17 protein-coding genes and 1 riboswitch are annotated in these 23,406 nt (G+C 59.7%); of the genes, 2 read left to right on the top strand and 15 right to left on the bottom strand.

Annotated features, from left to right (window positions below; all coding sequences use genetic code 11):
* Positions 1-42 precede the first annotated feature (42 nt).
* Positions 43-1,047, bottom strand: a complete 1,005-nt coding sequence (ltaE, locus tag ACNYC6_RS20305) for a low-specificity L-threonine aldolase (protein ID WP_419708876.1) — start codon at positions 1,045-1,047, stop codon at positions 43-45.
* 199 nt (positions 1,048-1,246) lie between these two features.
* Positions 1,247-1,417: riboswitch (FMN riboswitch) on the top strand.
* A 103-nt stretch (positions 1,418-1,520) separates the two neighbouring features.
* Between ltaE and ACNYC6_RS20300 the strand changes: the two genes are divergently transcribed.
* On the top strand, positions 1,521-2,030 hold the full coding sequence (locus ACNYC6_RS20300) for a 6,7-dimethyl-8-ribityllumazine synthase (RefSeq protein ID WP_419708875.1): 510 nt from the start codon (positions 1,521-1,523) through the stop codon (positions 2,028-2,030).
* 50 nt (positions 2,031-2,080) lie between these two features.
* On the opposite strand, the gene astE is transcribed toward ACNYC6_RS20300, so the two are convergent.
* From astE to ACNYC6_RS20265, 7 genes are all read right to left on the bottom strand, one after another.
* Positions 2,081-3,091, bottom strand: a complete 1,011-nt coding sequence (astE, locus tag ACNYC6_RS20295; protein ID WP_419708874.1) for a succinylglutamate desuccinylase — start codon at positions 3,089-3,091, stop codon at positions 2,081-2,083.
* A 12-nt stretch (positions 3,092-3,103) separates the two neighbouring features.
* Positions 3,104-3,394 carry a hypothetical protein gene (locus tag ACNYC6_RS20290; RefSeq protein WP_018926388.1) on the bottom strand — a complete coding sequence of 97 codons (291 nt, stop codon included), beginning with the start codon at positions 3,392-3,394 and terminating at the stop codon, positions 3,104-3,106.
* 61 nt (positions 3,395-3,455) lie between these two features.
* Positions 3,456-4,802 (bottom strand): N-succinylarginine dihydrolase, encoded by a 1,347-nt coding sequence (gene astB / locus ACNYC6_RS20285; protein WP_419708873.1) that lies wholly within the window; start codon positions 4,800-4,802, stop codon positions 3,456-3,458.
* A gap of 163 nt (positions 4,803-4,965) precedes the next feature.
* On the bottom strand, positions 4,966-6,435 hold the full coding sequence (gene astD, locus ACNYC6_RS20280; protein WP_419712991.1) for a succinylglutamate-semialdehyde dehydrogenase: 1,470 nt from the start codon (positions 6,433-6,435) through the stop codon (positions 4,966-4,968).
* Positions 6,432-7,457: an arginine N-succinyltransferase gene (astA, locus tag ACNYC6_RS20275; protein WP_419708872.1), complete on the bottom strand. Its 1,026-nt coding sequence runs from the start codon at positions 7,455-7,457 to the stop codon at positions 6,432-6,434. The genes astD and astA overlap by 4 nt, the downstream gene beginning before the upstream one ends.
* A 79-nt stretch (positions 7,458-7,536) precedes the next feature.
* Complete coding sequence (gene aruF, locus ACNYC6_RS20270) at positions 7,537-8,556, bottom strand: arginine/ornithine succinyltransferase subunit alpha (RefSeq protein ID WP_419708871.1); 1,020 nt, start codon at positions 8,554-8,556, stop codon at positions 7,537-7,539.
* 226 nt (positions 8,557-8,782) lie between these two features.
* A complete protein-coding gene (locus ACNYC6_RS20265) occupies positions 8,783-10,003 on the bottom strand; it encodes an aspartate aminotransferase family protein (protein ID WP_419708870.1) in 1,221 nt (406 codons plus the stop codon).
* Positions 10,004-10,316: 313 nt separating this feature from the next.
* On the opposite strand from ACNYC6_RS20265, the gene ACNYC6_RS20260 reads away from it, so the two are divergent.
* Complete coding sequence (locus ACNYC6_RS20260) at positions 10,317-15,344, top strand: dermonecrotic toxin domain-containing protein (protein ID WP_419708869.1); 5,028 nt, start codon at positions 10,317-10,319, stop codon at positions 15,342-15,344.
* 6 nt (positions 15,345-15,350) lie between these two features.
* On the opposite strand, the gene argR is transcribed toward ACNYC6_RS20260, so the two are convergent.
* The 7 genes from argR to acs all read right to left on the bottom strand — a co-directional run bounded on the left by argR (position 15,351) and on the right by acs (position 23,263).
* A complete protein-coding gene (gene argR / locus ACNYC6_RS20255) occupies positions 15,351-16,331 on the bottom strand; it encodes a transcriptional regulator ArgR (protein WP_419708868.1) in 981 nt (326 codons plus the stop codon).
* Positions 16,332-16,444: 113 nt separating this feature from the next.
* On the bottom strand, positions 16,445-17,209 hold the full coding sequence (locus ACNYC6_RS20250; protein WP_338582527.1) for an ABC transporter ATP-binding protein: 765 nt from the start codon (positions 17,207-17,209) through the stop codon (positions 16,445-16,447).
* A 27-nt stretch (positions 17,210-17,236) separates the two neighbouring features.
* Positions 17,237-18,349 carry a M14 family metallopeptidase gene (locus tag ACNYC6_RS20245; RefSeq protein ID WP_419708867.1) on the bottom strand — a complete coding sequence of 371 codons (1,113 nt, stop codon included), beginning with the start codon at positions 18,347-18,349 and terminating at the stop codon, positions 17,237-17,239.
* A gap of 1 nt (position 18,350) precedes the next feature.
* A complete protein-coding gene (locus tag ACNYC6_RS20240) occupies positions 18,351-19,049 on the bottom strand; it encodes an ABC transporter permease (protein WP_419708866.1) in 699 nt (232 codons plus the stop codon).
* Positions 19,046-19,735, bottom strand: coding sequence for an ABC transporter permease (locus tag ACNYC6_RS20235; RefSeq protein WP_416126069.1), 690 nt, complete (start codon positions 19,733-19,735; stop codon positions 19,046-19,048). The genes ACNYC6_RS20240 and ACNYC6_RS20235 overlap by 4 nt, the downstream gene beginning before the upstream one ends.
* A gap of 91 nt (positions 19,736-19,826) precedes the next feature.
* Entirely contained in the window at positions 19,827-20,603 is a 777-nt protein-coding gene (locus ACNYC6_RS20230; RefSeq protein ID WP_419708865.1) for an ABC transporter substrate-binding protein, read from the bottom strand.
* 704 nt (positions 20,604-21,307) lie between these two features.
* On the bottom strand, positions 21,308-23,263 hold the full coding sequence (acs, locus tag ACNYC6_RS20225; RefSeq protein WP_419708864.1) for an acetate--CoA ligase: 1,956 nt from the start codon (positions 23,261-23,263) through the stop codon (positions 21,308-21,310).
* Between the last annotated feature and the right edge of the window lie 143 nt (positions 23,264-23,406).

Genomic DNA, 23,406 nt, shown 5'->3' with positions numbered 1-23,406 from the left:
GTGTTTATACGATAGAAACGGTCAATTGGACCGCTAACGCTATCACTTGCGAGAAAAGTCGACGAATGTCGCGACGACCTGCTCGATTTGAGAACGGCTGATGTCCATGTGCGTGACCATGCGCAGACGTGCGGCGGCACTGAGCTTGACCCCACGTTCGGCGGCAAACGCCTTGAACGCCTCGGCCTTGTCGCCCATCGCCACGTAGACCATGTTGGTCTGTACCGGCTCGACTTCGTAACCCGCCACGCGCAGGGCTTCGGCCAGTAATTGTGCGTTGGAATGATCGTCGGCCAAACGCTGGACGTTGTTATCCAGCGCATACAGGCCCGCCGCCGCCAGAATCCCGGCCTGACGCATGCCGCCACCGACCATTTTGCGCAAGCGCCGTGCCTTGGCGATCAATTCAACCGAGCCGCACAACACCGAACCCACCGGAGCACCCAAACCTTTGGACAGGCACACAGACACGGAATCGAAATGTTGGGTGATCTCCCGTGCATCGACGCCCAGCTTGACCGCCGCGTTGTACAGCCGCGCGCCGTCCAGATGCAGTTGCAAGCCGTGTTCGCGGGTAAAGCTGCGGGCGCGGGCGAGATATTCCAGCGGCAGGACCTTGCCCTGCATGGTGTTTTCCAGCGCCAGAAGGCGGGTCCGGGCGAAGTGGAAATCATCGGGTTTGATTGCTGCCGCGACCTGATCCAGGTCCAGCGAGCCATCGGCCTGCACTTCCAGCGGCTGCGGCTGGATGGAACCGAGCACCGCCGCCCCACCCCCTTCGTACTTGTAGGTGTGCGCCTGTTGGCCGACGATGTATTCGTCACCGCGTTCGCAATGCGCCATCAACCCCAGCAAATTGCTCATGGTGCCGCTCGGAACAAACAGCGCCGCAGCAAAACCCAACCGTTTTGCCAATTCAGCTTCCAGACGATTGACCGTCGGATCTTCGCCATAAACGTCGTCCCCGGTGGCCGCTGTGGCCATCGCGTTGAGCATGCCGGGGGTCGGTTGGGTAACTGTGTCGCTGCGAAGATCGATAACGCTCATGAATCTGGCCTCGGTAAACAGGGGAGAAATCCCTTTCAGGAAGGAGTTACTGCGGTCATGCCGACGAATAATCAACCCTTGATCGAGGAAAAGACGAGTTGATTCAACGAAAAAGTCGATGGCAATCATCTGAAAGCATCAATGCGCATGTAGGAAATATGTGTTAAAAACGCTGCGCCGCCAAACATTCCGGCGGCAAAAACGTTCTCAGGGCGGGGTGCAACTCCCCACCGGCGGTAATTGCGCGCAATGCGCATAGCCCGCGAGCGCTTGACAATAGCACGGCTTCGGCGGTGATTGGTGGCAAGGTCAGCAGACCCGGTGTGATCCCGGGGCCGACGGTCATAGTCCGGATGAAGAGAGAACGGGATTATCGCCAGAGGGCCGTTCGCAGGCATTCATGCCGGCGTGCATACCCTCAAATCCCATTCGATTCATAACGCCCTGTTTTTCACACAAACAGGAGTCAGAACATGCAACCCACCGCAATCGACAGCAAAAGCAAAAACCATCAGGGCGAGCGCGTCGCGTTCATTCAGGCCTGCTGGCACAAGGATATTGTCGACCAGAGCCGTAAAGGCTTCGTCGCCGAAATGATTGCCCAGGGTTATCAGGAATCCGACATCGATTTCTTCGAAGTCGGCGGCGCCTTTGAAATGCCTTTGCACGCCAAGTTGCTGGCCAAGACCGGTCGATATGCCGGCATCGTCGCGGCCGCCTTGGTGGTGGACGGCGGAATCTACCGTCACGAGTTCGTCGCCCAGACCGTGGTCAGCGGCCTGATGCAGGTTCAGCTGGAAACCGAAGTGCCGGTGTTCTCAGTGTCGCTGACTCCGCACCACTTCCATGCCGGCGAAGAGCACCAGAAGTTTTTCTTCGAACATTTCCTGCATAAAGGTCAGGAAGCGGCGAAGACGTGTGCGGATACGTTGCACAAGATCCGCTCGCTGCGTCGCACCGAGCCGCGTGCGGTAGCAGTCTAAACACCGCAAAACCCTGTAGGAGCAAGCTCGCTCCTACAGGGGTTATCAGATCAGGCGAGGTTTTCGTCGGTAGTCGGCACGATCAGGATGCCGGCGCGCAGGCCGTTCTTCACCTTGGGGTTCGGGAAGATGATCCGGGCGCCCGCTTCTTCGATGATCCAGCGGGTATTGGCGATATCTTCCGCCAGCAAGTAACCCACTTCCAACTCAGAAAAGTTTTCGATATCCGCCGGCAGGTTGAGGCGGAAGCTATCGCTGTGCTTGATGATTTCCCGTGCCACGCTGAACAGCTGCAAACCGTCCAGCGCCGCGTCGGTCAGCTCCGGCTCGGTGCCTTCGATAATCTGTTTGAGGCGGTTTTCCAGCAGCGAAACGTTCACCCCGGCGTTCTGCCCGAACGGCCGTGCCTTGCCCAATTCCAGGGTGAAGGCCTCGGCGCCGAGCTTGTCGTAGGTGTAGGAACTGAAAACGATGGACGGTTTGTTCTGCAACAACACCGCTTCCATGCCGGCCGCGCGCAGACGAGCCAGCTCCTGGCGTGAGTGCTGGCGACCTTCTTTCCACGGATACAAGGCGAATTGCTCGATTTTCGAGCCGCGAATCGCGGTGTGCAGGTCGTAGTGCAGGCGCTGACGATCCGGCAGACTGAAGAAACTCGCCGCCAGCCGCTCAAGTTCGCAAGCGCGCAGGGCTTCGGAGCCACTGCTTTGTTCGTGACGGCCATTGAAAAGCCGATTGACGTCCTGCTCGAGGAAACGCTCACCTTTGCGAATCGCCTCGGGGTTGCCGAACAGGAACAGAATACGTGCGCGCGGCTTGAGGTCGCCGCGGGCGATGTCGTGCAACAGGCGATCGAGCAATTCAATCGGCGCTGTTTCATTGCCGTGGATCCCTGCCGACAGCAGCAGGTCCAGGCCGTTGTCGCGAGCTTCAGGTGGCCGGACTTCCAGCGCACCTTCGCTCAACCAGCGCATCCGCACGCCTTCGACAGTCAGTTGAGTCTTCTCCGCCGGTTCACGGCCGGCGAGGGTCAGTTCAAGCAGTTTGCCGAGGGCGAGCATAGAGCGGTTTCCTTAGTGGTCGTGATTGCAATCCGGGCCGTGAACGTGATCCTCGTCGTCGCCGAGGTCAGCCGGTTCCATCTCCAGTTGCAGACTTACCAGATTAGTCGCCAATGGGCGCAGCAGCAGGTTGGCGTATTCGGCGTCGCCTTCTTCGACGTCCACGCCGATCAGCAACTGGCCACGGCCGTCCTGCTGGATCCACAGCTCTTTGCCTTGCCACATGACCGCGACGCGGGTGCAGGAAGTTTCCAGTTGCGTGCCGTCGGTGTCTTCAAGGATCAGCTGCAGGGTATCGCTCATGTGTTTACGCTCTCGGTTGAGATGAAGCGGCGCGCTGTCGTGCGAGGCAACGCGCCGTCGATCAATTGATCTGGAATGGATAAACCGCGCCCAGTTTAAGGATTTGCGTCAGTTCATCCAGTGCCGTCCGGCACTCAAGCAGCAATTGCGGGTCCGCGAGATCGTTTTCGGTCATGCGGTCGCGGTAGTGCTTCTCGACCCATTCGGTCAGAGTGCCGTACAACGGTGCGGTCATGATAACCCCTTGGTTGACCGCCGCCAGTTCGGTTTCGTTGAGCGCGACACGCAGTCGCAGGCAAGCCGGGCCACCACCGTTCTGCATGCTCTGCTTCAAATCGAAGACTTTCACTTCGCGGATCAGGCCGCCAGAGCTGGTCAAACCCTGCAGGTATTGCCAGACGCGCTCGTTGCCACGGCATTCTTCCGGCACGATCAACAGCATGCTGCCGTCAGGACGCGACAGCAGTTGGCTATTGAACAGGTAGGACCGAACCGCGTCCTCCACGGTTACCGCGGAACGCGGTACGCACACGGACTGAAATTTCCCACCGACTTTGGCGAGTTTGCTTTGCAGCTCAGCCAGCATCTGCTCGGTGTCGAGGAAGGCGTCCTCGTGATAGAACAGCACTTCACCGTTGCCGACCGCGATCACGTCATTGTGGAACACGCCCTGGTCGATCACCGACGGGTTCTGCTGAGCGTAGACCACGCCGTCGTCGCTCAGGCCGTGCAGACGGGCAACGGCCTGGGACGCTTCTAGGGTTTGGCGTGCAGGGTACTTCTGAGGTGCCGGGTAGCGGGTGTCGAACGCACTGCGACCGAACACGAAGAACTCAACCCCGGCTTCACCGTATTCACGGCAGAAACGGGTGTGGTTGGCCGCGCCTTCGTCACCGAACTGCGCCACGGCCGGCAAGGCGGCGTGGTGAGCGAAGTGTTTCTGGTCGGCGAACATCGCCCCCAACACGCGACTGGTGGTCGGGTGTTCGATACTGCGGTGATATTTGCAGTTGAGGTTGGCGGCAGTGAAATGCACGCGGCCGTCCGCCGTGTCGGCGCTCGGGCTGACGGTGGCGGCGTTGGCCACCCACATGCTCGACGCCGAGCAACTGGCGACCAGCAATGGCATCGCTTCCTTGGCAGCGCGCTCGATCACTTGAGCGTCGGTGCCGCTGAAGCCCAGGCGACGCAATGCAGCCACATCCGGGCGCTCTTGCGGCGCCAGCACGCCTTGCTGGAAGCCCATTTCCATCAGCGCTTTCATCTTCGCCAGGCCTTGCAGCGCAGCTTCCTTCGGGTTCGAAGATTGCTGGCTGTTGCTCTGCGACGCGACGTTGCCGTAGGACAGGCCACCGTAGTTATGGGTCGGCCCCACTAGACCGTCAAAATTGACTTCATAGGATTTCATCAGCGAGGCTCCACGAGAATTCTGTTGTTATAGGCTTCAGTAACTGTTCAGTCGGGCCGGGGCGCGGCCATCGCCAGCAGGCTGGCTCCCACAGTGGTTGCGTCGTACACACTATGTGTAAACACCACCGAACCTGTGGGAGCCAGCCTGCTGGCGATGGGCATCACGCCATCTTCACGCCAGGTGTCAGAGCGACAGGCAACACCAGGCTCGGCGTTTCCAGCGAGGCCACCGGGTACGCGCAGTAATCCGCCGCGTAGTAGGCGCTGGCGCGATGGTTACCCGAAGCGCCGACGCCGCCGAATGGCGCGCTGCTCGCGGCACCGGTCAGTTGCTTGTTCCAGTTAACGATACCGGCGCGGCTTTCCAGCCAGAATTGCTGGTAACGCGCTTCGGAATCAGACAGCAGGCCAGCCGCCAGGCCGTAGGCGGTGTTGTTGGCTTCTGCGATCGCCGCTTCAAAATCAGCGTAGCGGATCACTTGCAGCAACGGGCCGAACAGCTCTTCGTCAGGACGATCGGCCACAGCGGTCACGTCCAGAATGCCTGGCGTCAGCAACGCCGACTGAACTTGCGGCTGAGTCATTTCCAACAGCGCCACAGCGCCGTTGGCCAGCAGATGTTCCTGCGCATCCATCAACGCTTTCGCAGCACCGAGGGAAACTACCGAGCCCATGAACGGCGCCGGCTGCTGATCGAAAGCACCGACGTCAATGGTCGAGCTGACCGCCACCAGACGCGCCAGCAACGCGTCGCCCCAGGCGCCTTGCGGCACCAGCAAGCGGCGGGCACAGGTGCAACGCTGACCGGCAGAAATGAAGGCTGACTGAATGATGGTGTACACGGCGGCGTCCAGATCGGCGACCTGATCGACCACCAGTGGATTGTTGCCGCCCATTTCCAGCGCGAGGATTTTGTCCGGGCGACCGGCGAATTGCTGGTGCAGGTGATTGCCGGTGCGGCTGGACCCGGTGAAGAACAGACCGTCGATGCCCGGATTCGCCGCCAAGGCGATACCGGTTTCACGAGCGCCTTGCAGCAGGTTCAACACGCCCGCTGGCAGGCCGGCTTCGATCCAGCACTTGACCGTCAGCTCGGCGACTTTCGGCGTCAACTCACTTGGCTTGAACAGCACACTGTTACCGGCCAGCAACGCCGGCACGATGTGACCGTTCGGCAAGTGGCCGGGGAAATTGTAAGGGCCAAACACCGCCACCACACCGTGTGGTTTGTGGCGCAGTACAGCGGTGGCGTCACCCAGAGGGCCGCTCTTCTCGCCGGTGCGTTCGCGGTAGCTCTGCTCCGAGATCGCGATCTTGTTGACCATGCTGGTGACTTCAGTCGCGGCTTCCCACAGCGGCTTGCCGGTTTCTTCACCGATGGTGCGAGCCAGTTCGTCGGCGTTGTTTTTCAACGCGGCGGCGAAGGCCTCCAGTACCGAAATACGCGCTTCCAGCGTACGGCGAGCCCAGCCCGGAAACGCCTGACGTGCTGCTTGCACGGCCGACTCGACCTGATCAGTGGTGGCGCTGGTCCCGGACCACAGCACTTGCTGGGTCACCGGGTTCAACGATTCAAAGGCTTCGCCCTGACCAGCCAGCCATTCACCAGCAATGTATAGCGAGTTCATTATTTCGACTCCCGAGCAACGGACAACGGAACGGCGCGCACCTGATCGCCGGCGTTGAGTTGAAGACGTTTGGCAGTCTGCGGGTCGACCACCAGCGTGCCGGCGGCGAAGCGTGCGGGTGCGGCGGTGATCCGGCAGTCTTCGCGCTTGCGGTTGTGAATGATGAACGGCGTGGCGTCGTCACCCGGTGTGCCGATGGCCAACACCAGCGCCTGGCTGTCACGCACCGCGCGGATCTTGCCGGTTTCGCACTCGATTGCCGGGCCGGCGTCGAAAATGTCGACGTAGCCTTGATAGCTGAAACCTTCACTCTTGAGCATCGACAGCGCCGGCTCGGTGTCCGGGTGCACCTGACCGATGACGTTGCGCGCATCCGGCGACAGGAAGCAGGTGTACAGCGGGAATTTCGGCATCAATTCGGCGATGAACGCTTTGTTGCCCACACCCGTCAGGTAGTCGGCCTGGCTGAATTCCATTTTAAAGAAGTGTCGACCCAGGCTTTCCCAGAACGGCGAACGCCCGGCGTCATCGGACACGCCGCGCATCTCGGCAATGATCTTGTTGCCGAACAGTTGCGGGAATTCGGCGATGAACAGCATCCGCGCCTTGGACAACATGCGGCCGTTGAGGCCACTGCGGTAGTCGGCATGGAGGAACAGCGAGCACAGCTCGGAGTTACCGGTCAGGTCGTTGGCCAAAAACAGCGTGGGGATTTCGCGGTAGATGTTCAGCTCTTGCGAGGCGCTGACCGTCAAACCGACGCGGAAGTTGTACCAGGGCTCGCGCAGACCGACAGCGCCGGCGATGGCGGAAATGCCCACCACGCGACCGTCGTCATCTTCGAGCACGAACAGGTAGTCCGCATCGCCCCGCCCGGCTTCGCCGCGAAAGGTCTTCTCGGCCCAGCCAACCCGATGGGCCAGCCGTGCTTCATTGGCCGGCAAAGTGGTCAGGCCGGTGCCGGTGCTGCGGGCCAGGTCGATCAGAGCGGGTAAATCGCTGCTGCGTACGGGACGAACGATCATGCTATCTCCTCAAACGGGCCGCTTGCGCCACCCGTGAAACTTCGCTGCTTTCTATACAAGCAATCAGGCCAGGCAGGCGTTAAACCGCTACCAGGCGCACGCTGGCACCTTCGCCGACGCCCAGGGCTTCGGCCGCTTCCAGATCCAGGGTCACCGGTTTGCCCGGCGCGTAATCGAGCTCAAGCATGACCGCGCGGTAATCCTGCAACTGCGCATTGGCCACCAGGTACTGACGACCGACACCTTTGACCGCCTCGCCGATTTTCACCGGCACCACACGGCTCTGGGCGATCGAACGGATCCCCGAGACGCGGGCATGCAGGGTCGGGCCACCGTCGAAAATGTCGATGTAGTGATCGGTCTCGAAGCCTTCGCGCATCAGGATGTCGAAGGTGATCTGCGCCCGTGGATGCACCTGGCCCATCGCTTCTTGCGCGGAGTCCGGCAGCAGTGGCACGTAGATCGGGTAATGCGGCATCAGTTCGGCGAGGAACGTACGGCTCTTCAGTCCGCACAAACGCTCGGCCTCGGCGTAGTTGAGGTCGAAGAAGTTGCGACCGATGGCATCCCAGAATGGCGAGTCGCCATTTTCATCGCTGTAACCGACGATCTCGGTCACCACGGAATCGGCAAAGCGCTCCGGGTGGCTGGCGACGAATAGCAAGCGTCCGCGGGAGTTGAGCTCAGACCACGGCGACCCCACCAGATCACGCTGTACGTAGAAACTGGTCAGCAAACTGTTGCCGGTCAGGTCGTGGCACTGCGAGAGCACGTGGATCTTGTTGTGAATCTTCAGCTCGCGGGAGGCGTGCACGAAGGTTTCGTTACGGAAGCTGTAGAACGGCTCGGAATACCCGGCCGATGCGACGATCGCCGAGCAACCGACCAGTTTCCCGGTGGTGCTGTCTTCGAGGACGAAGAAGTAACTCTCTTCACCGTTGAAGCTCACTTCGGCGGCGAACGAGGCTTCGCTCGCGGCGATCTTGTCGCTCAGGCGTTCAACGTCATCCGGCAAGGAAGTGACACCAATCGGGCTGTCCGCAGCCAGACGCTGTACCTCGCCCAGATCAGCCATTTGCGCAGGGCGCATCACCAGCATGGTGTCACTCCTTAATCTCAAAACTTACAGAAGAAAAAATCCCGGGCCATCCCTGAGACAACTCAGAGTCAACTGTGGGAGCCAGCCTGCTGGCGATATCGACCTGTCAGGCAACAATGATGTTGGCTGTCAGGCCCTCATCGCCAGCAGGCTGGCTCCCACAGTTTTGATCCAGCCCGGAACAAAATTGAGTTCGACGCCTGACGTGCAGGCGTCGAAGGGTCTATCAGGCTTGGGTCAGTTTTGCAGCGGCACGTTCGAAGCGGTCCAGACCGGCATCGATATCGGCGTCTTCCACCACCAGGCTCGGGGCGAAACGCACCACGTCCGGGCCGGCTTGCAGGACCATCAAACCTTCCTGCTCAGCGGCGTTGAAGATGTCCTTGGCCTTGCCTTTCCAGGCATCGCTCAGCACGCAGCCGATCAACAGGCCCATGCCACGCACCTGGGTGAACAGGCCGTACTTCTCACCGATCTGCTCAAGGCGCGCCTTGAACTTGTCGTGCTTGGCGTTGACGCCGGCCAGCACTTCAGGGGTGTTGATCACGTCAATCACGGCTTCCGCAACAGCGCACGCCAGCGGGTTACCGCCGTAGGTGGTGCCGTGAGTGCCGACGACCAGGTGTTTGGCCAGGTCTTCGGTGGTCAGCATGGCTGCAATCGGGAAACCGCCGCCCAGGCTCTTGGCGCTGGTCAGGATGTCCGGGATCACGCCGTAGTGCTGGTAGGCGAACAGATGGCCGGTACGGCCCATGCCGGTTTGCACTTCGTCGAAGATCAGCAGTGCGTTGTTGGCGGTGCAGAGGTCGCGGGCGCCTTGCAGGTATTCGAGTTCAGCCGGGATCACACCGCTTTCGCCCTGGATCGGCTCCAGCACCACAGCGCAGGTTTTGTCGGAAATGGCGGCTTTCAGCGCGGCCAGATCGTTGTACGGCACGTGACTGATGCCCGTGATTTTCGGACCGAAACCGTCGGAGTACTTCGACTGGCCACCCACGTTCACAGTGAACAAGGTACGGCCGTGGAAGCTGTTGAGCGCGGCGATGATTTCGTACTTCTCGCTGCCGAAACGGTCGAAACCGACACGACGGGCCAGCTTGAAGGCGGCCTCGTTGGCTTCGGCTCCGGAGTTGCAGAAGAAGGCACGGTCGGCAAAGGTGGCATCGACCAGCTTGTGTGCCAGGCGCAGGGCCGGCTCGTTGGTGAACACGTTGGACACGTGCCACAGCTTGTTGGCCTGCTCGGTCAAGGCACCGACCAGCGCCGGATGCGCGTGGCCCAGTACGTTTACGGCAATCCCGCCGGCGAAGTCGATCAGCTCGCGACCGGACTGGTCCCAGACGCGGGAACCGGCGCCACGCACAGGAATGAATGCGGCAGGCGCATAGTTGGGAACCATTACCTGATCGAAATCGGCGCGTTGTACCGCAGCGTGCTCAACGGACATCGGAGTCTCCTGAAGAGAAAACACTCGCCTGAAACTGGCGAGCTTGGTGAGGATTGTAAGGACAGTTTTCAGCCCGGCCTTGTCGCCAAGCGACAACTTCTTATAGCGCAAACCCCGGATTTTTCCGGGTTTACGGCAATGCGACATATAGGGTCGCAAAGGCGCAGTTTAACTGGCGGCGGGCGTTTGCGGCAGGCTTGCTGTGTTGTAACGCATGCCGACTCGATGAGTGCGTTACATATGTACCGCACGTCGTGCGCGTTCGCGCGGTTTCCTAAGGACCTCATCCAACTTCGATGGTCACTTTAACCGCATGAATATCCAACAGACCGACATTGCTACCGGTTCATTCAGGCCAGACGCTCATTATCAACATCTGATCAATGCGATCCCCTCCTGGCTCCACCAGGCAACGCCCCAACGGCGTGAGGCGCTGCGCAACAGCACGCCCGGCATTGCGGCCGGGCTCAAGAATGCGCCCCCACATCAGCATGCGGAACTGGGCAAACTCATCGTCCGCCATGTCACCAGCCAGAATCAGGTTGATCAGATGATGGCAAAGCTGCAGAGCCCCGCCGACTTCGCCGAGCCACTGCTCGAAAAGGCGCTCAAGAGCCAATTCGGCCTGGAACTGGACGCTCGCAGAACCTTCCTTCAGCTTTACATCCCGGCTCATATCCCGTGGCTGCGGCTGAAATCCGGCGCTGCGCGCATCTGGACGGTGTCGCTGCTGGATGCCGCGCTGCATAATTTTGAAAGCGCCGAAACCGAAGCAGACGCCTTCGAGCCCGCCTCGACTTACATCACGCCACCCTCTGCCACCGGGCACTTCAATACCTTGCCGCAGATGCTGGAAAAAATGTCCATCACGGCGTTTACCCGCCTCTGCCGGGAACTGGACATTGGCCAGCGCTATAAAGAGTATCTGGACGACAACCTTGGCCTCAGCAATCTTGTGGCCGCGGCCAGACTGAAATCGAGAATTCACGACAGCCAGAAAACCGCCCTCACCGCCGCCCTGCACATGGCGCAGATGCAAAAATTGCTGGGCAGTGACGCCCACCGACTGATGCTTGGCTTGCTCGACAACCTGCCGCATTTACGTTTGCATGGTCAGCCCTGGGGCTGCCATGAACTGACCATCATGAACGCTCGCCTGACCGGCATCGTTTTGTTTGCACCGGATCTGGAGCGCGCAACAGACGTGGTCAGGGTGGTGGCCTACATTCCTGACGCCCCCCAGCACCCGATCAAGGAATACAGTTCAACCGCCGCATTCGCCGAAGAACTTGGTCAGCGCTTGCGTGACTCCGAATACCAACAGTTTTTCAGTCGATTCATCGATCATGAGGATCGCGGGCACTTTTTCGCGCAGCTGAACAACGAACTATCACCTGTAACCTGGCAGCCTGTTCCGTCGGGCGATCCGCGCCCGACCTGGCGAGAGCGTCCCAACCAACATCCCGACTTGCACATGACGGGCACGCTGGTGAAAAACGATCTGTGGACTCACCTCTATCAGAGCAAGCTCAACAAGATCCTCAACGATGCGCGAGTGATCGCGGTGTCCACCGCAACAGTCGACCAGAGAGCCCGCTGGGCGTTATGGGATTCCTTCACGGAAATAGCGTCGACCCTGCTGAACATCGCGGCCTTTATTGCCCTGCCGTTCGTACCCTTCCTTGGCGAGTTGATGCTGGCCTACATCGCCTACCAGTTGCTCGACGAAACCTTCGAAAGCATTGTTGACTGGGCCGAGGGCCACACCACCGAAGCCTTCGGGCATTTCATGGGCGTTGTTGAATCCGCCGTACAACTGGGCAGCTTTGCGGTGGGTGGCGGAATCGTGGCGAGAGAATTTCGCGCGATCCTGCCCAAGGAAATTGTGCAGTACATCGACCGTTTCAATTCCGTGAAGCGCCCCAATGGCGAAACCCGCTATTGGAAACCCGACCTGACCACCTACGAGCACCCCGCCACGCTCCCGGCGGACTCAACACCGGATTCACTCGGACTGCACAGGTATCAAGGAAAAACCCTGTTACCCCTGGAAGGCAAAAACTACGCCGTCAGCGAGGATTCTGTCAGCGGCGAGCATCGTATCGACCACCCCTCCCGCCCTGAGGTCTATAAACCTCAGCTCAAGCACTACGGCGCCGGTGCCTGGCAAACCGAGCTCGACCAGCCCCTGAGCTGGGACCAGGCCACCGTGCTGCAGCGTGTCGGCCCGGACATGCAGCGATTTGCGGCCAGCACTCGCGAACGCATCCTCAGCATCAGCGGCTGCCACGAAGATGCCCTGCGCAAGATGCATGTGAATGCCGGGCAGGTGCCGCCATTATTGGCCGACACACTCAAACGCTTCACGATCGATCAGGACATACAAACCTTTATCGATCAGATCGGCAGTGACCAGCCGGAGCGCTTCCTCAAGGCGGATCCGGTCACTCAGATGGAACTGCTCAATGAATACGGCTATTGGCCGGAAAACAAAGGCCTGCGATTGATCGACGAAAATGCGCAAACCCTTTGGCAAAGCCCGTCGCCCGATGTGCCCGTCGTGCAAATCGATACAGCCCGCCTCACCGACGGCGACCTGTTGAAAACCTTTCTCCTGAGCCTGCCGGACAGCGAAGCCAGAACGCTGTTGGGCGAAGAACCCGGCCACCCCTTCCCAACCCCGGAAAGCCGGGCGCATCGATTGCGTCAGATACTCGCGCGGCTTGCCAGACAAAAACGGCAAAGCCTGTTCGAGCAGCGTTACCGCAGACTCGAACGTGGCGCTCGCTCAGCGGTACAAATCGTCAAGGATGCCCAGCCCGGACTGCCAAACAGCGTTGCAGACGCGATTGTGAACACCGCAAGCGATCTGGAACTGCAACAGCTGAAAAAAGTAACCGTTGCCCCTCGCTTGACCGAACTGAGCCTGGAGGCCGGCTTGCAAGTACGAGTGACACGCAGCTACGAGGGGCTTGATTTGCCATCGACCGAGAACAATCTCGACACTCACCGGCTGGCCTTGCACACCCTGGAAAAACTACCGGGCTGGACGGGACAGCTACGCCTGGAAATCCGCCGATACAGCCCTCAAGGTCCACTCTTCGACAGCCTTGGAAGCGTCGACGCGCCCCTGCGTAAAATACTGGTGCTCGGCGAAGAAGGCTCGTATCAGGCGTTCGATCATGACGGCGAAGAACTCAGCGCAATGGGCTCGCTATACACCTGCCTGTTACAGGCTATGCCGGACAGTGAACGCACCGCCCTGAATCTTCATATCGGTGAAGGTGAGCGGCTCAAGCAGTTGATTCGCCAGTACGCCTTGAGTCGTGATGCATTGCGCGCACGGCTGATTCAACACCCTGACCTCAAGCCCACCTACGACCCAAAGGTGATGCGTTTGCTCGGCGGCAGTAACGGGTATCGTCGAATGCCAACCAATACACCCACCTTGCAAACCCGGGCTCAGACATTGTTCCCCCATCTATCCGTCGAACAACTCGACACGTTTGTCGAACGCTTGCAACGGCACCCAAGCGGACCGCGGGCAGAACTGAGCCGGCTCATGGCTCAACACACGCAGCTTCATGAAACGCTTTCTTCCTGGCGCGACGAAATTCCGCTATTTATTCCAGACACACAAATCAGGGTCACTCCCGAGCAGTTCGCCGTACAAAAGCAGCTCCGCCAACAATTCACCTTCGATCTGATGGACTGCTGGCGACAGCAATGGACCCTCCCCGAAAGCGGCGTTGAAACGGCCGGCTTCAACTTCTTCCAACCCATCATCGGCGAGTTGCCAACACTGAGCACCGACTTCAGCGGCGTCACGATGCTGAGTCTGAATGGCAGTAGCGCCACGCGGGGCATGCACGAGTTTCTGCGCTGCTTTACCGGTTTGCGTATTCTGAAACTCTCCGACGTCAACCTTGGCCGCTTGCCGGACACCCTTCCATCGCTGCAACTCAAAGAACTGATTCTCAGCAATTGCGCGATCACCCTCAGCCCCGAGAGCCAGGCCGGGCTTGCCGGTCTGCATCAGTTGAGCATTCTGGACTTGTACAACAACCCCCTGGGCCTGGTGCCCGATATCGGCGGCATGCCCGATTTGAACTACATCGATTTATCGCAGACAGGCCTCACCGAACTGCCGCGCGACTTAATGACGCGTCCACATCTGCGCAGTGCCCTGCTCAATGGCAACCAGGTCAAGGCGTTACCCGACACCCTGTTCACATTGCAGCGCAGTACCCAGGAAGGTTTTGATCTGGGCAACAACCCGCTTTCGACGGCCGCCCGCGAACGCCTCAAGCAACACTTCCTCCAGACCCGACAGGACTTCGGTATCTTTGCCGAAGAAACAGATACCCGCCGCGCGCAAGCGCTGTACCCCTGGATGGACCAGGAAGACGCCAGCAAATTCATCTACCAACTGCCCGGGACCCTGGGTGAAGGTCGAGCCGAACTGACACGCCGAGAGGCAGAACTGGCAACCCTGGAGAACGATCTGTCCGCCTGGACCGCCGATATCCCTGCCGTCCACCCTCACACCCATCAACCGTTCACTGCCCAGCAACTGCTGATCGAACATTCGACGCGGGACGCATTCAGAGAGTCCATACTGCGCTGCTGGCGCCGGGAAATCGAACCGGATGATTTCAACGATTCGCTGCAAGCGATTACTTATGACCTGAGTCTGGACACACGGATTACCGGTAGCCTGCCGACACTGAGCGCAGACTTCAGCCATGTTTCTCTGGTTTACCTGAGTAGCGAGAGTGGCCTGACCACAGACGTCACTGGGTTCCTGGAATGTTTCCCCAAACTCGAGACCCTCGTCATCAACGACTTCAGCCTGGGTGATATCCCGGATGCGATCTTCCGGATGAGCGCTTTGAGATCGCTCAATCTTCCTGACTGCAACATCACCCTGACCCCGCAGTCTGTCCTGAACCTGGCCGAGATGGCCCGCCTGGAATTCATCGACTTGAGAAACAATCCGCTGGGACTGGCTCCGGACATCAGCCAGATAACAGACCTGGCGACCCTGCAACTGGATAACTGCGAGCTCACCGAATTACCCGCCGGACTGATGCAGCTCAAGAGCCTGGAAACCGTAGACCTGAGTGACAACGCGATCAGCCAGATACCCGCCGACCTCATCGAACTGCCGCTGGAAGTCGCCGAAAGCATCAGCCTTCGGGGTAATCCGTTGTCTGAAGAAAGCCTGCAAATCCTGCTTGAGTACTTCAGGCTGACCAGCGTCGACTTCGGCGTTCAGGCAGTCATCGAACGAGCAGAACTGGAGGTGTCGAGTTCCGAGACGTCCGAACCGGAAAATTAATCGGGATCAACCGCGTTCCGGGGACACCGATGACAGCTCGAACGGACTGCTGCTGCGCCGCTGGTTACGATCTTCCCGCGGCGTGGCACCGAAGAAATTGCGATAGGCGCTGGAGAAGTGCGGCCCCGAGGAGAAGCCGCAGGACAGGCCGATCTGGATGATCGACTTGCTAGTTTGCATCAACATCTGCCGGGCCTTGTTCAGGCGCAGCTCCAGGTAGTACTGGCTCGGCACGCGGTTGAGGTATTGCTTGAAGATTCGCTCCAGTTGCCGGCGGGACACGCACACATGCTGGGCGATTTCGTCGGTAGTCAGCGGCTCTTCGATGTTGGCCTCCATCAGCAACACCGCCTGGGTGAGCTTTGGATGGCTGGAGCCGAGACGGTTCTGCAACGGAATGCGCTGGCGCTCGCCGCCTTCGCGAATGCGCTCGACCACCAGTTCTTCCGAGACCGCACCGGCCAGTTCGGCACCGTGATCTCGGGCCAGCACCGCCAGCAGCAGGTCGAGTACCGACATACCGCCACACGCGGTCAGGCGATCGCGATCCCAGTCGAACAGATGACTGGTGGCGATGACTTTCGGGAAGCGCTCGGCGAAATCGTCCTGCCAGCGCCAGTGCACGGCAGCGCGATAACCGTCGAGCAAACCCAGTTGCGCCAACGGATACACACCGGCCGACAGACCGCCGATCACGCAACCGGCACGCACCAATTGCTTGAGCGCGCTGCTGAGTGCGGGCGCCAATGTGGTCGGCGGCTCGTCTGCGAGCAGGAACAGTTTCTGGAAATTTTCGAGCTTGCCGGCCCAGGCTTCGCCGGGCAATTGCCATTGACCTTCGGCCGGCGGTTCGGCTTGCAGGAACGACAGTTCGTAGACAACGTCCGGATGCACACGCTGAGCTACGCGCAAGGCCTCCTCAGCCAGCGCAAGCGTCAGTGCTTTAGTGCTGGGCCAAATCAGGAAACCAATTCGATGGGCAGTCATGGCGGGCAATCCGAAACGAAAACAGTGTTAGAAGCCAAAAGCGGCTGCAACCAAATTAGACCATCTGGCGCGCGCTGCGCAGCATGACCTAATTTGGTGCGTAACGGGAGCGATTACTTCAGGCTGCCCGAGAGGAATTGTTGCAAACGTTCCGATTGCGGATTAACCAGCACTTCGCGTGGGTTGCCGCTTTCCTCGACCACACCTTTGTGCAGGAACACCAACTGGTTCGACACTTCACGGGCGAAGCCCATTTCGTGGGTCACCACCACCATGGTCCGGCCTTCCTGGGCCAGGGCCTGCATGACCTTCAGCACGTCGCCCACCAGTTCCGGGTCGAGGGCCGACGTCGGTTCGTCGAACAGCATCACTTCCGGTTCCATCGCCAGCGCACGGGCAATCGCTACGCGCTGCTGTTCGCCGCCGGACATGTGGCCCGGGTAGGCGTCTTTGCGATGGGCCACGCCCACCTTGTTCAGGTAGTGCTCAGCCTTGTCGCGTGCTTCGGCTTTCGATACGCCGAGTACATGCACCGGCGCTTCCATGATGTTTTCCAGCGCAGTCATGTGCGACCACAGGTTGAAATGCTGGAACACCATCGACAGGCGCGAACGCATGCGTTGCAGTTGCTTAGGGTCGGCGGCCTTCAGCGCGCCGTCCTTGTTCGCCACCAGCTTCAACTCTTCATTGTTGAGCAGGATCTTGCCCGCGTGCGGCTGCTCCAGCAGGTTGATGCAGCGCAGGAAAGTACTTTTGCCGGAGCCACTGGAGCCGATGATGCTGATCACATCGCCAGCCGCCGCCTTCAGGGACACGCCCTTGAGCACTTCGTGACTGCCATAGCGTTTATGCAGGTCTTGGACTTCAAGTTTGTACATGCGGTCGGTTCTCACAAAAACAGTCAGTCAGTCGTTGAGCAAGCGCCCGTGACGCAGCGCTTCGCGCCCCGCCACCTTGGCCAGCCAGAAACCGGGTTGGGCATAACGCAGCCGCTCAATGGCAAACAGCACCCCGGACGTACCAGCACACACCGTGCTGACCCGATCCGCGAGCGGATCGATCACTTCGAAAATCTCATCGCCGGCTTCAACCCATTCGCCGGGTTGACGCAGGAAACTCACCACGCCGGGATGCGGCGCAAACAGCAATTCGGTGCCTTCGAACGGCATGCCTTCGCAAGCGTCCTGCGCTGGCTTCGGCCACTCGCCGCTAATCAAACCCTGCTCGGCGAGGAACGCCAGGATGCCTTCGGCGTACGCCTCGGTTTCGGCGCGACCGGTGTCGGCCTGACCACCCAATTCAATGGTCGTCGCCAGGCACGCCAGTGGAATCTGCGCGTCCGGGAACAGACGGGACAAGCGCAACCACGGCAGCGAACAGGCTTCGTCGAACGAACTGCCGCCGGAATCTTCCGCCAGCAGACCGACCCGCACGTTCAGGTGCGCGGCCAGTGAACGCCATTGCGGCCAGTGCTGCGGCAAGGCGTACATGTGCAGCGCCGCTTCGGCATCGCAATGCAAATCCAGCACGACATCAGCGGTGCAGGCATGACTGAGCAAGATGCGCTGCATGCCCTGCAACTGGCTGCTGGCCGGTGGCAATGCGGCCAGATGATCGCTCATGGACTGACGGATCAAACGAATGTTGGCGTGCGGATCATCACCGAGATGTCCATCGAGCTCTAGGGCTACAGGCGCGCTCAGCTCGACAAAATCGCGGTTGAAGTTCTTGCCGCTGCCCGCCTCGAAACGCCCTTGATGATTGCCTTGCAGCAGTTGACCGAGGCCCAGTGGATTGGCCACCGGCACCAGTTCGATCACGCCGTTGAGCAAGCCTTGGGCTTGGAGTTCGGCCAGCCGTTTTTTCAACGCCCAGGCGGTGCGCATGCCCGGCAGTTCATCGGCGTGGAGGCTGGCCTGAATGTAGGCCTTGCGCTCGCCACTGCCGAAACGGAATACCGAAATCTTGCGCTCGCTGCCCAAATGGCTCCACGGCAGTGAATGATCGATGCGTTCCATATCAGTGCTTCCGCGGGGCCAGGTAGCCCAACCAGCGGCGCTCGGCCAGTTTGAACAGCTTCACCAGAATGAAGGTCAGGCACAGGTAGAACACGCCGGCCGTGATGTAAGCCTCGAACGGCAGGTAGAACTGGGCGTTGACCGTGCGCGCGGCACCGGTGATGTCAATCAGGGTCACGATGGAGGCCAGACTGGTGGTCTGCAGCATCATGATCACTTCGTTGCTGTACTGCGGCAGCGCCCGGCGCAGGGCCGACGGCAGCAGGATGCGCTGGTACATCTTGAAGCGCGACATGCCCATGGCCTTGGCCGCTTCGATTTCGCCGTTCGGCGTGGCGCGCAGGCTGCCGGCAATGATTTCGGCGGTGTAGGCACTGGTGTTGATGGCGAACGCCAGGCACGCACAGAATGTGGCGCTGGACAGCCACGGCCAGAGGAAGCTTTCGCGTACCGCTTCGAACTGTGCCAGACCGTAGTAGATCAGGAACAGCTGCACCAGCATCGGCGTGCCGCGGATGACGTAGGTGTAGAGCCAGGCCGACATGTTGACGACGGCGTTTTTCGAGACGCGCATCAAGCCCAGCGGCAACGCACACAGCAGGCCGAAAAACAGCGACAGCCCGAGCAACTTGAGGGTAGTCAGCAAGCCGCCGAGGTACAGCGGCAAAGACTCCCAAATGACGTTGTAGTCGAAGATCATAGATCAGCCGCCCTTACGCCTACCGAGTAGCGCTTCTCAAGTTGACGCAATGCCAGCAACGAGACACTGGTGATCACCAGGTACAGCGCCGCCACTGCGAGGAAGAAGGTGAAAGGTTCGCGGGTGGCGTCGGCCGCCTGCTTGGCCTTGAACATCATGTCTTGCAGACCCACCACCGAAATCAGCGCGGTGGCCTTGGTCAGAACCAGCCAGTTGTTGGTGAAGCCCGGAATCGCCAGGCGAATCATCTGCGGCACCAACACCCGGAAGAACACCTGAAAACTGCTCATGCCGTAGGCCATGCCCGCTTCAGCCTGACCTTTGGGGATCGCCATGAACGCGCCACGAAAGGTTTCCGACAGGTACGCACCGAAGATGAAACCCAGCGTGCCGATACCGGCAACCAACGGATTCAGGTCGATGTAGTCGTCATAACCGAGCATCGGTGCGACGCGGTTGAGCAGGTCCTGGCCGCCGTAGAAAATCAGCAGGATCAGCACCAGGTCGGGAATGCCGCGAATCACGGTGGAGTACAGATCGCCCAGCCAGGCCAGCCAGCGCACCGGCGACAGCCGCAGTGACACGCCAATCAGGCCCAGAACGATGGCCAGGGCCATGGACGACAAGGCGAGCTGAAGCGTCAGCCAAACGCCATCGAGGATGACAGCCCCGTAGCCTTTCAACATGATTCAGGTCCTCGAAAGTTGGGATGAAAAAATGGCGCAAACCTCAGAGATCCTGTTGCTTGCGCCATTTCGGACTTGTCGCCGGGACGTGTTACTTGCCGTAGATATCGAAGGCGAAGTACTTGTCCTGGATTTGCTTGTATTTGCCGTTCTCGCGAATGGCAGCGATCGCGGTGTTGATCTTGTCTTTCAGCGCGTCACCCTTGCGAACCGCGATACCTACACCGTCACCGAAGTACTTGACGTCGGTGAACGCAGGACCGACGAACGCGAAACCTTTACCGGCGTCGGTCTTCAGGAAACCGTCATCCAGCAGCGTAGCGTCTGCCACGGTGCCGTCGAGGCGACCGGCGGCCACGTCGAGGTAAATTTCGTTCTGCGAACCGTATGGCTTGATCTCGGCACCCAGCGGGGCCAGGACTTCACGGGCGAAACGCTCGTGGATCGAACCACGTTGCACGCCGATGTTCTTGCCCTTGAGCTCGGTCAGGCCTTCGCTGACCTGAGTGCCGGCCTTCATCACAAGGCGAGCCGGGGTGTTGTAGTACTTGTTGGTGAAGTCGACGGACTTCTTGCGGTCTTCTGTGATCGACATGGACGACAGGATCGCGTCGATCTTGCGCACTTTGAGTGCCGGGATCAGACCGTCGAATTCTTGCTCGACCCACACGCACTTGACCTTCATCTCTTCGCACAGGGCGTTGCCGATGTCGTAGTCGAAACCAACGATGCTGCCATCCGGGGCTTTCGAGGCGAACGGAGGGTAAGCCGCTTCGATACCGATTTTCAGAGGTTTTTCATCGGCGAAGGTTGGCAGGGACAGCGCGGAGGCAAGTGCCAGGGCGCCAAGCAGCACGAGTTTCTTCATCTTGGAACTCCATCGGTAAAGGGCTAAAACGGCAGAGTGAGCGACAGCCCATTATGCGAATGAGTGGGACCGCAAAGCGGTTGCTGCGTCCTGGGAAGCGGGTGTTGATATTCAACACGAGCAACGACGAGCGAGTGATCGGCATTCTAACGACAGGCCCGAAGCCGATATTTCTTCAATGCGACAACTAATTACAGAAGCACCGAGAAAGCCGCCCAAGCACGTTGACACCCCTGCAAAATCATGCAAGAGCAAAAGACAGTGAACCGGTCAATACTGCAAATTGCGGGCCTATTATTGGCAAAGCCTTCTAATCCGGCAAGCGCAGCGTAGGGTCTTATTTTTCTAACGAAGGTTTTTGGCCCCGATTTGGGGCTCGGCGTTTCCCAACGCCCCGAATCGGCGCGAGGCGGTTACACATTCAGTAACCTGAAAGATCGCGGGTAACAGTAGGAATGTTCCGAGGATGGAAGCCGATAATTATTGGCCCGTGTTTAAGTGGTGCCTGACTGATTGCTATCGCTAGCAGGCTAGCTCCCACAATGGTTTTGTGTCGTGCCATTAACGCTCACCCACCTCAAATTCCCTGTGGGAGCTAGCCTGCTAGCGATGAGGCCAGCCCAGCCAACACAAAAACCTCAGGCACAAAAAAGCCCCGCCAGGCTCAACACCTGATGGGGCTTTCAGCGACTCAGAACCAGCGCTTACGCCACATTCATCGTCTTGTGCGTATCAATCAAATGCTGCACCACACCCGGATCGGCCAGGGTGGAAATATCGCCCAACCCATCGTATTCAGCCGTCGCGATCTTGCGCAGAATCCGCCGCATGATCTTGCCCGAACGGGTCTTCGGCAGGCCCGGCGCCCACTGGATGACATCCGGCGAAGCAATCGGGCCGATCTCTTTGCGCACCCAGTTTTTCAGCTCCAGACGCAGCTGCTCGTTCGGCTCTTCACCATTTTTCAGGGTGACATACACATAAATGCCCTGCCCCTTGATGTCGTGCGGCACGCCAACCACAGCGGCTTCGGCGACTTTCGGGTGCGCAACCATCGCGCTCTCGATTTCAGCGGTGCCCATGCGGTGGCCGGAGACGTTGAGCACGTCGTCCACGCGACCGGTGATCCAGTAGTAACCATCGGCATCACGACGGGCGCCGTCACCGGTGAAGTACATGCCACGGAACGTCTTGAAGTAGGTGTCGACGAAGCGGTCGTGATCGCCGTACAGCGTACGCGCCTGGCCTGGCCACGAATCAAGAATCACCAGGTTACCCTCGGCCTCGCCTTCGATGATGTTGCCCAGGTTGTCCACCAGGGCCGGTACCACACCGAAGAACGGACGTGCCGCGGAACCCGGCTTCAGGCCGTGCGCGCCCGGCAGCGGGCTCATCATGTTGCCGCCAGTCTCGGTCTGCCACCAGGTGTCGACGATCGGGCAACGGGACTTGCCGACATTCTTGTAGTACCAGTCCCAGGCTTCCGGGTTGATCGGCTCGCCCACCGAACCCAACAGACGCAGGCTGCTGCCATCGGCGCCTTCAACAGCGGCGGTGCCCGCGGCCATCATCGCGCGGATCGCGGTCGGTGCGGTGTAGAGGATGTTGACCTTGTGCTTGTCGACGATCTTCGCCACCCGGGTGATGTCCGGATAGTTCGGTACGCCTTCGAACAGCAGCGTGGTCGCGCCATTGGCCAGCGGGCCGTAGACGATGTAACTGTGACCGGTGACCCAGCCGACGTCAGCGGTGCACCAGTAGATTTCGCCCGGACGGTAGTCGAACACGCGCTCGTGGGTCATGGCCGCGTACAACAGATAGCCGCCGGTGGTGTGCTGCACGCCCTTCGGCTTGCCGGTGGAACCGGAGGTGTACAGGATGAACAGTGCTTCTTCGGCGCCCATCTCTTTTGGCGCGCAAACGGTGCCCGCCACTTTCATCAGGTCCTCGAACCAGATGTCGCGATGCTGGTTCCACTTGATGTCGCCACCGGTGCGCTTGCACACGATGACTTTCTGGATGCTGTTGGTTTCAGGGTTGGTCAGCGCGTCGTCGACGTTGGCCTTGAGCGAGATCTTCTTGCCGGCACGAATACCTTCGTCGGCAGTGATCACCACTTTCGAGCGGCAGTCGATGATGCGACCGGCCAGGGCTTCCGGCGAGAAACCACCGAACACCACCGAGTGAATCGCGCCGATCCGGGTACAGGCCAGCATGGCGACCACGGCTTCGGGGATCATCGGCATATAGATAGTCACCACGTCGCCGCGATGCACATCCTGGCCACGCAGGGCGTTGGCGAACTTGCAGACTTGTTCGTGCAGTTCGCGGTAGGTGATGTTGCGGCTTTCGGAAGGGTCATCGCCCTCCCAGATGATCGCGACTTGATCGCCGCGCTCGGCCAGATGACGGTCGAGGCAGTTGTAGGAAACGTTCAGGGTGCCGTCGGCGAACCATTTGATGTCGACATGGTGATCGTCGAAGGAAGTCTGCTTCACCGTGTTGAAAGGCTTGATCCAGTCGAGGCGCTTGGCTTGCTCGCGCCAGAAACCGTCGGGGTTGACGACGGACTGCTGGTACATGGCCTTGTAGGTCGCCTCGTCGGTCAGCGTATTGGCCAGAACCTCGGGACGAACGGGATACAGGGAAGCCGCACTCATCTTTCTTACCTCGGTGGAATAGTTGTTTTTGTATGACCCCGTTTTAGCCGGGCCGGGGCTATAGAACCATTCGACGATGGTAGTAACAAGCCCCTACAAATTGTCGTGAAAACCCCGCAAGCCCAATACCACCGCGGTTCGTG

Origin of the sequence: Pseudomonas sp. NFX224, from assembly GCF_048565165.1 — a bacterium.
Taxonomy (GTDB): Bacteria; Pseudomonadota; Gammaproteobacteria; order Pseudomonadales; family Pseudomonadaceae; genus Aquipseudomonas.
This window is presented reverse-complemented; position numbering and strand designations above follow the sequence as displayed.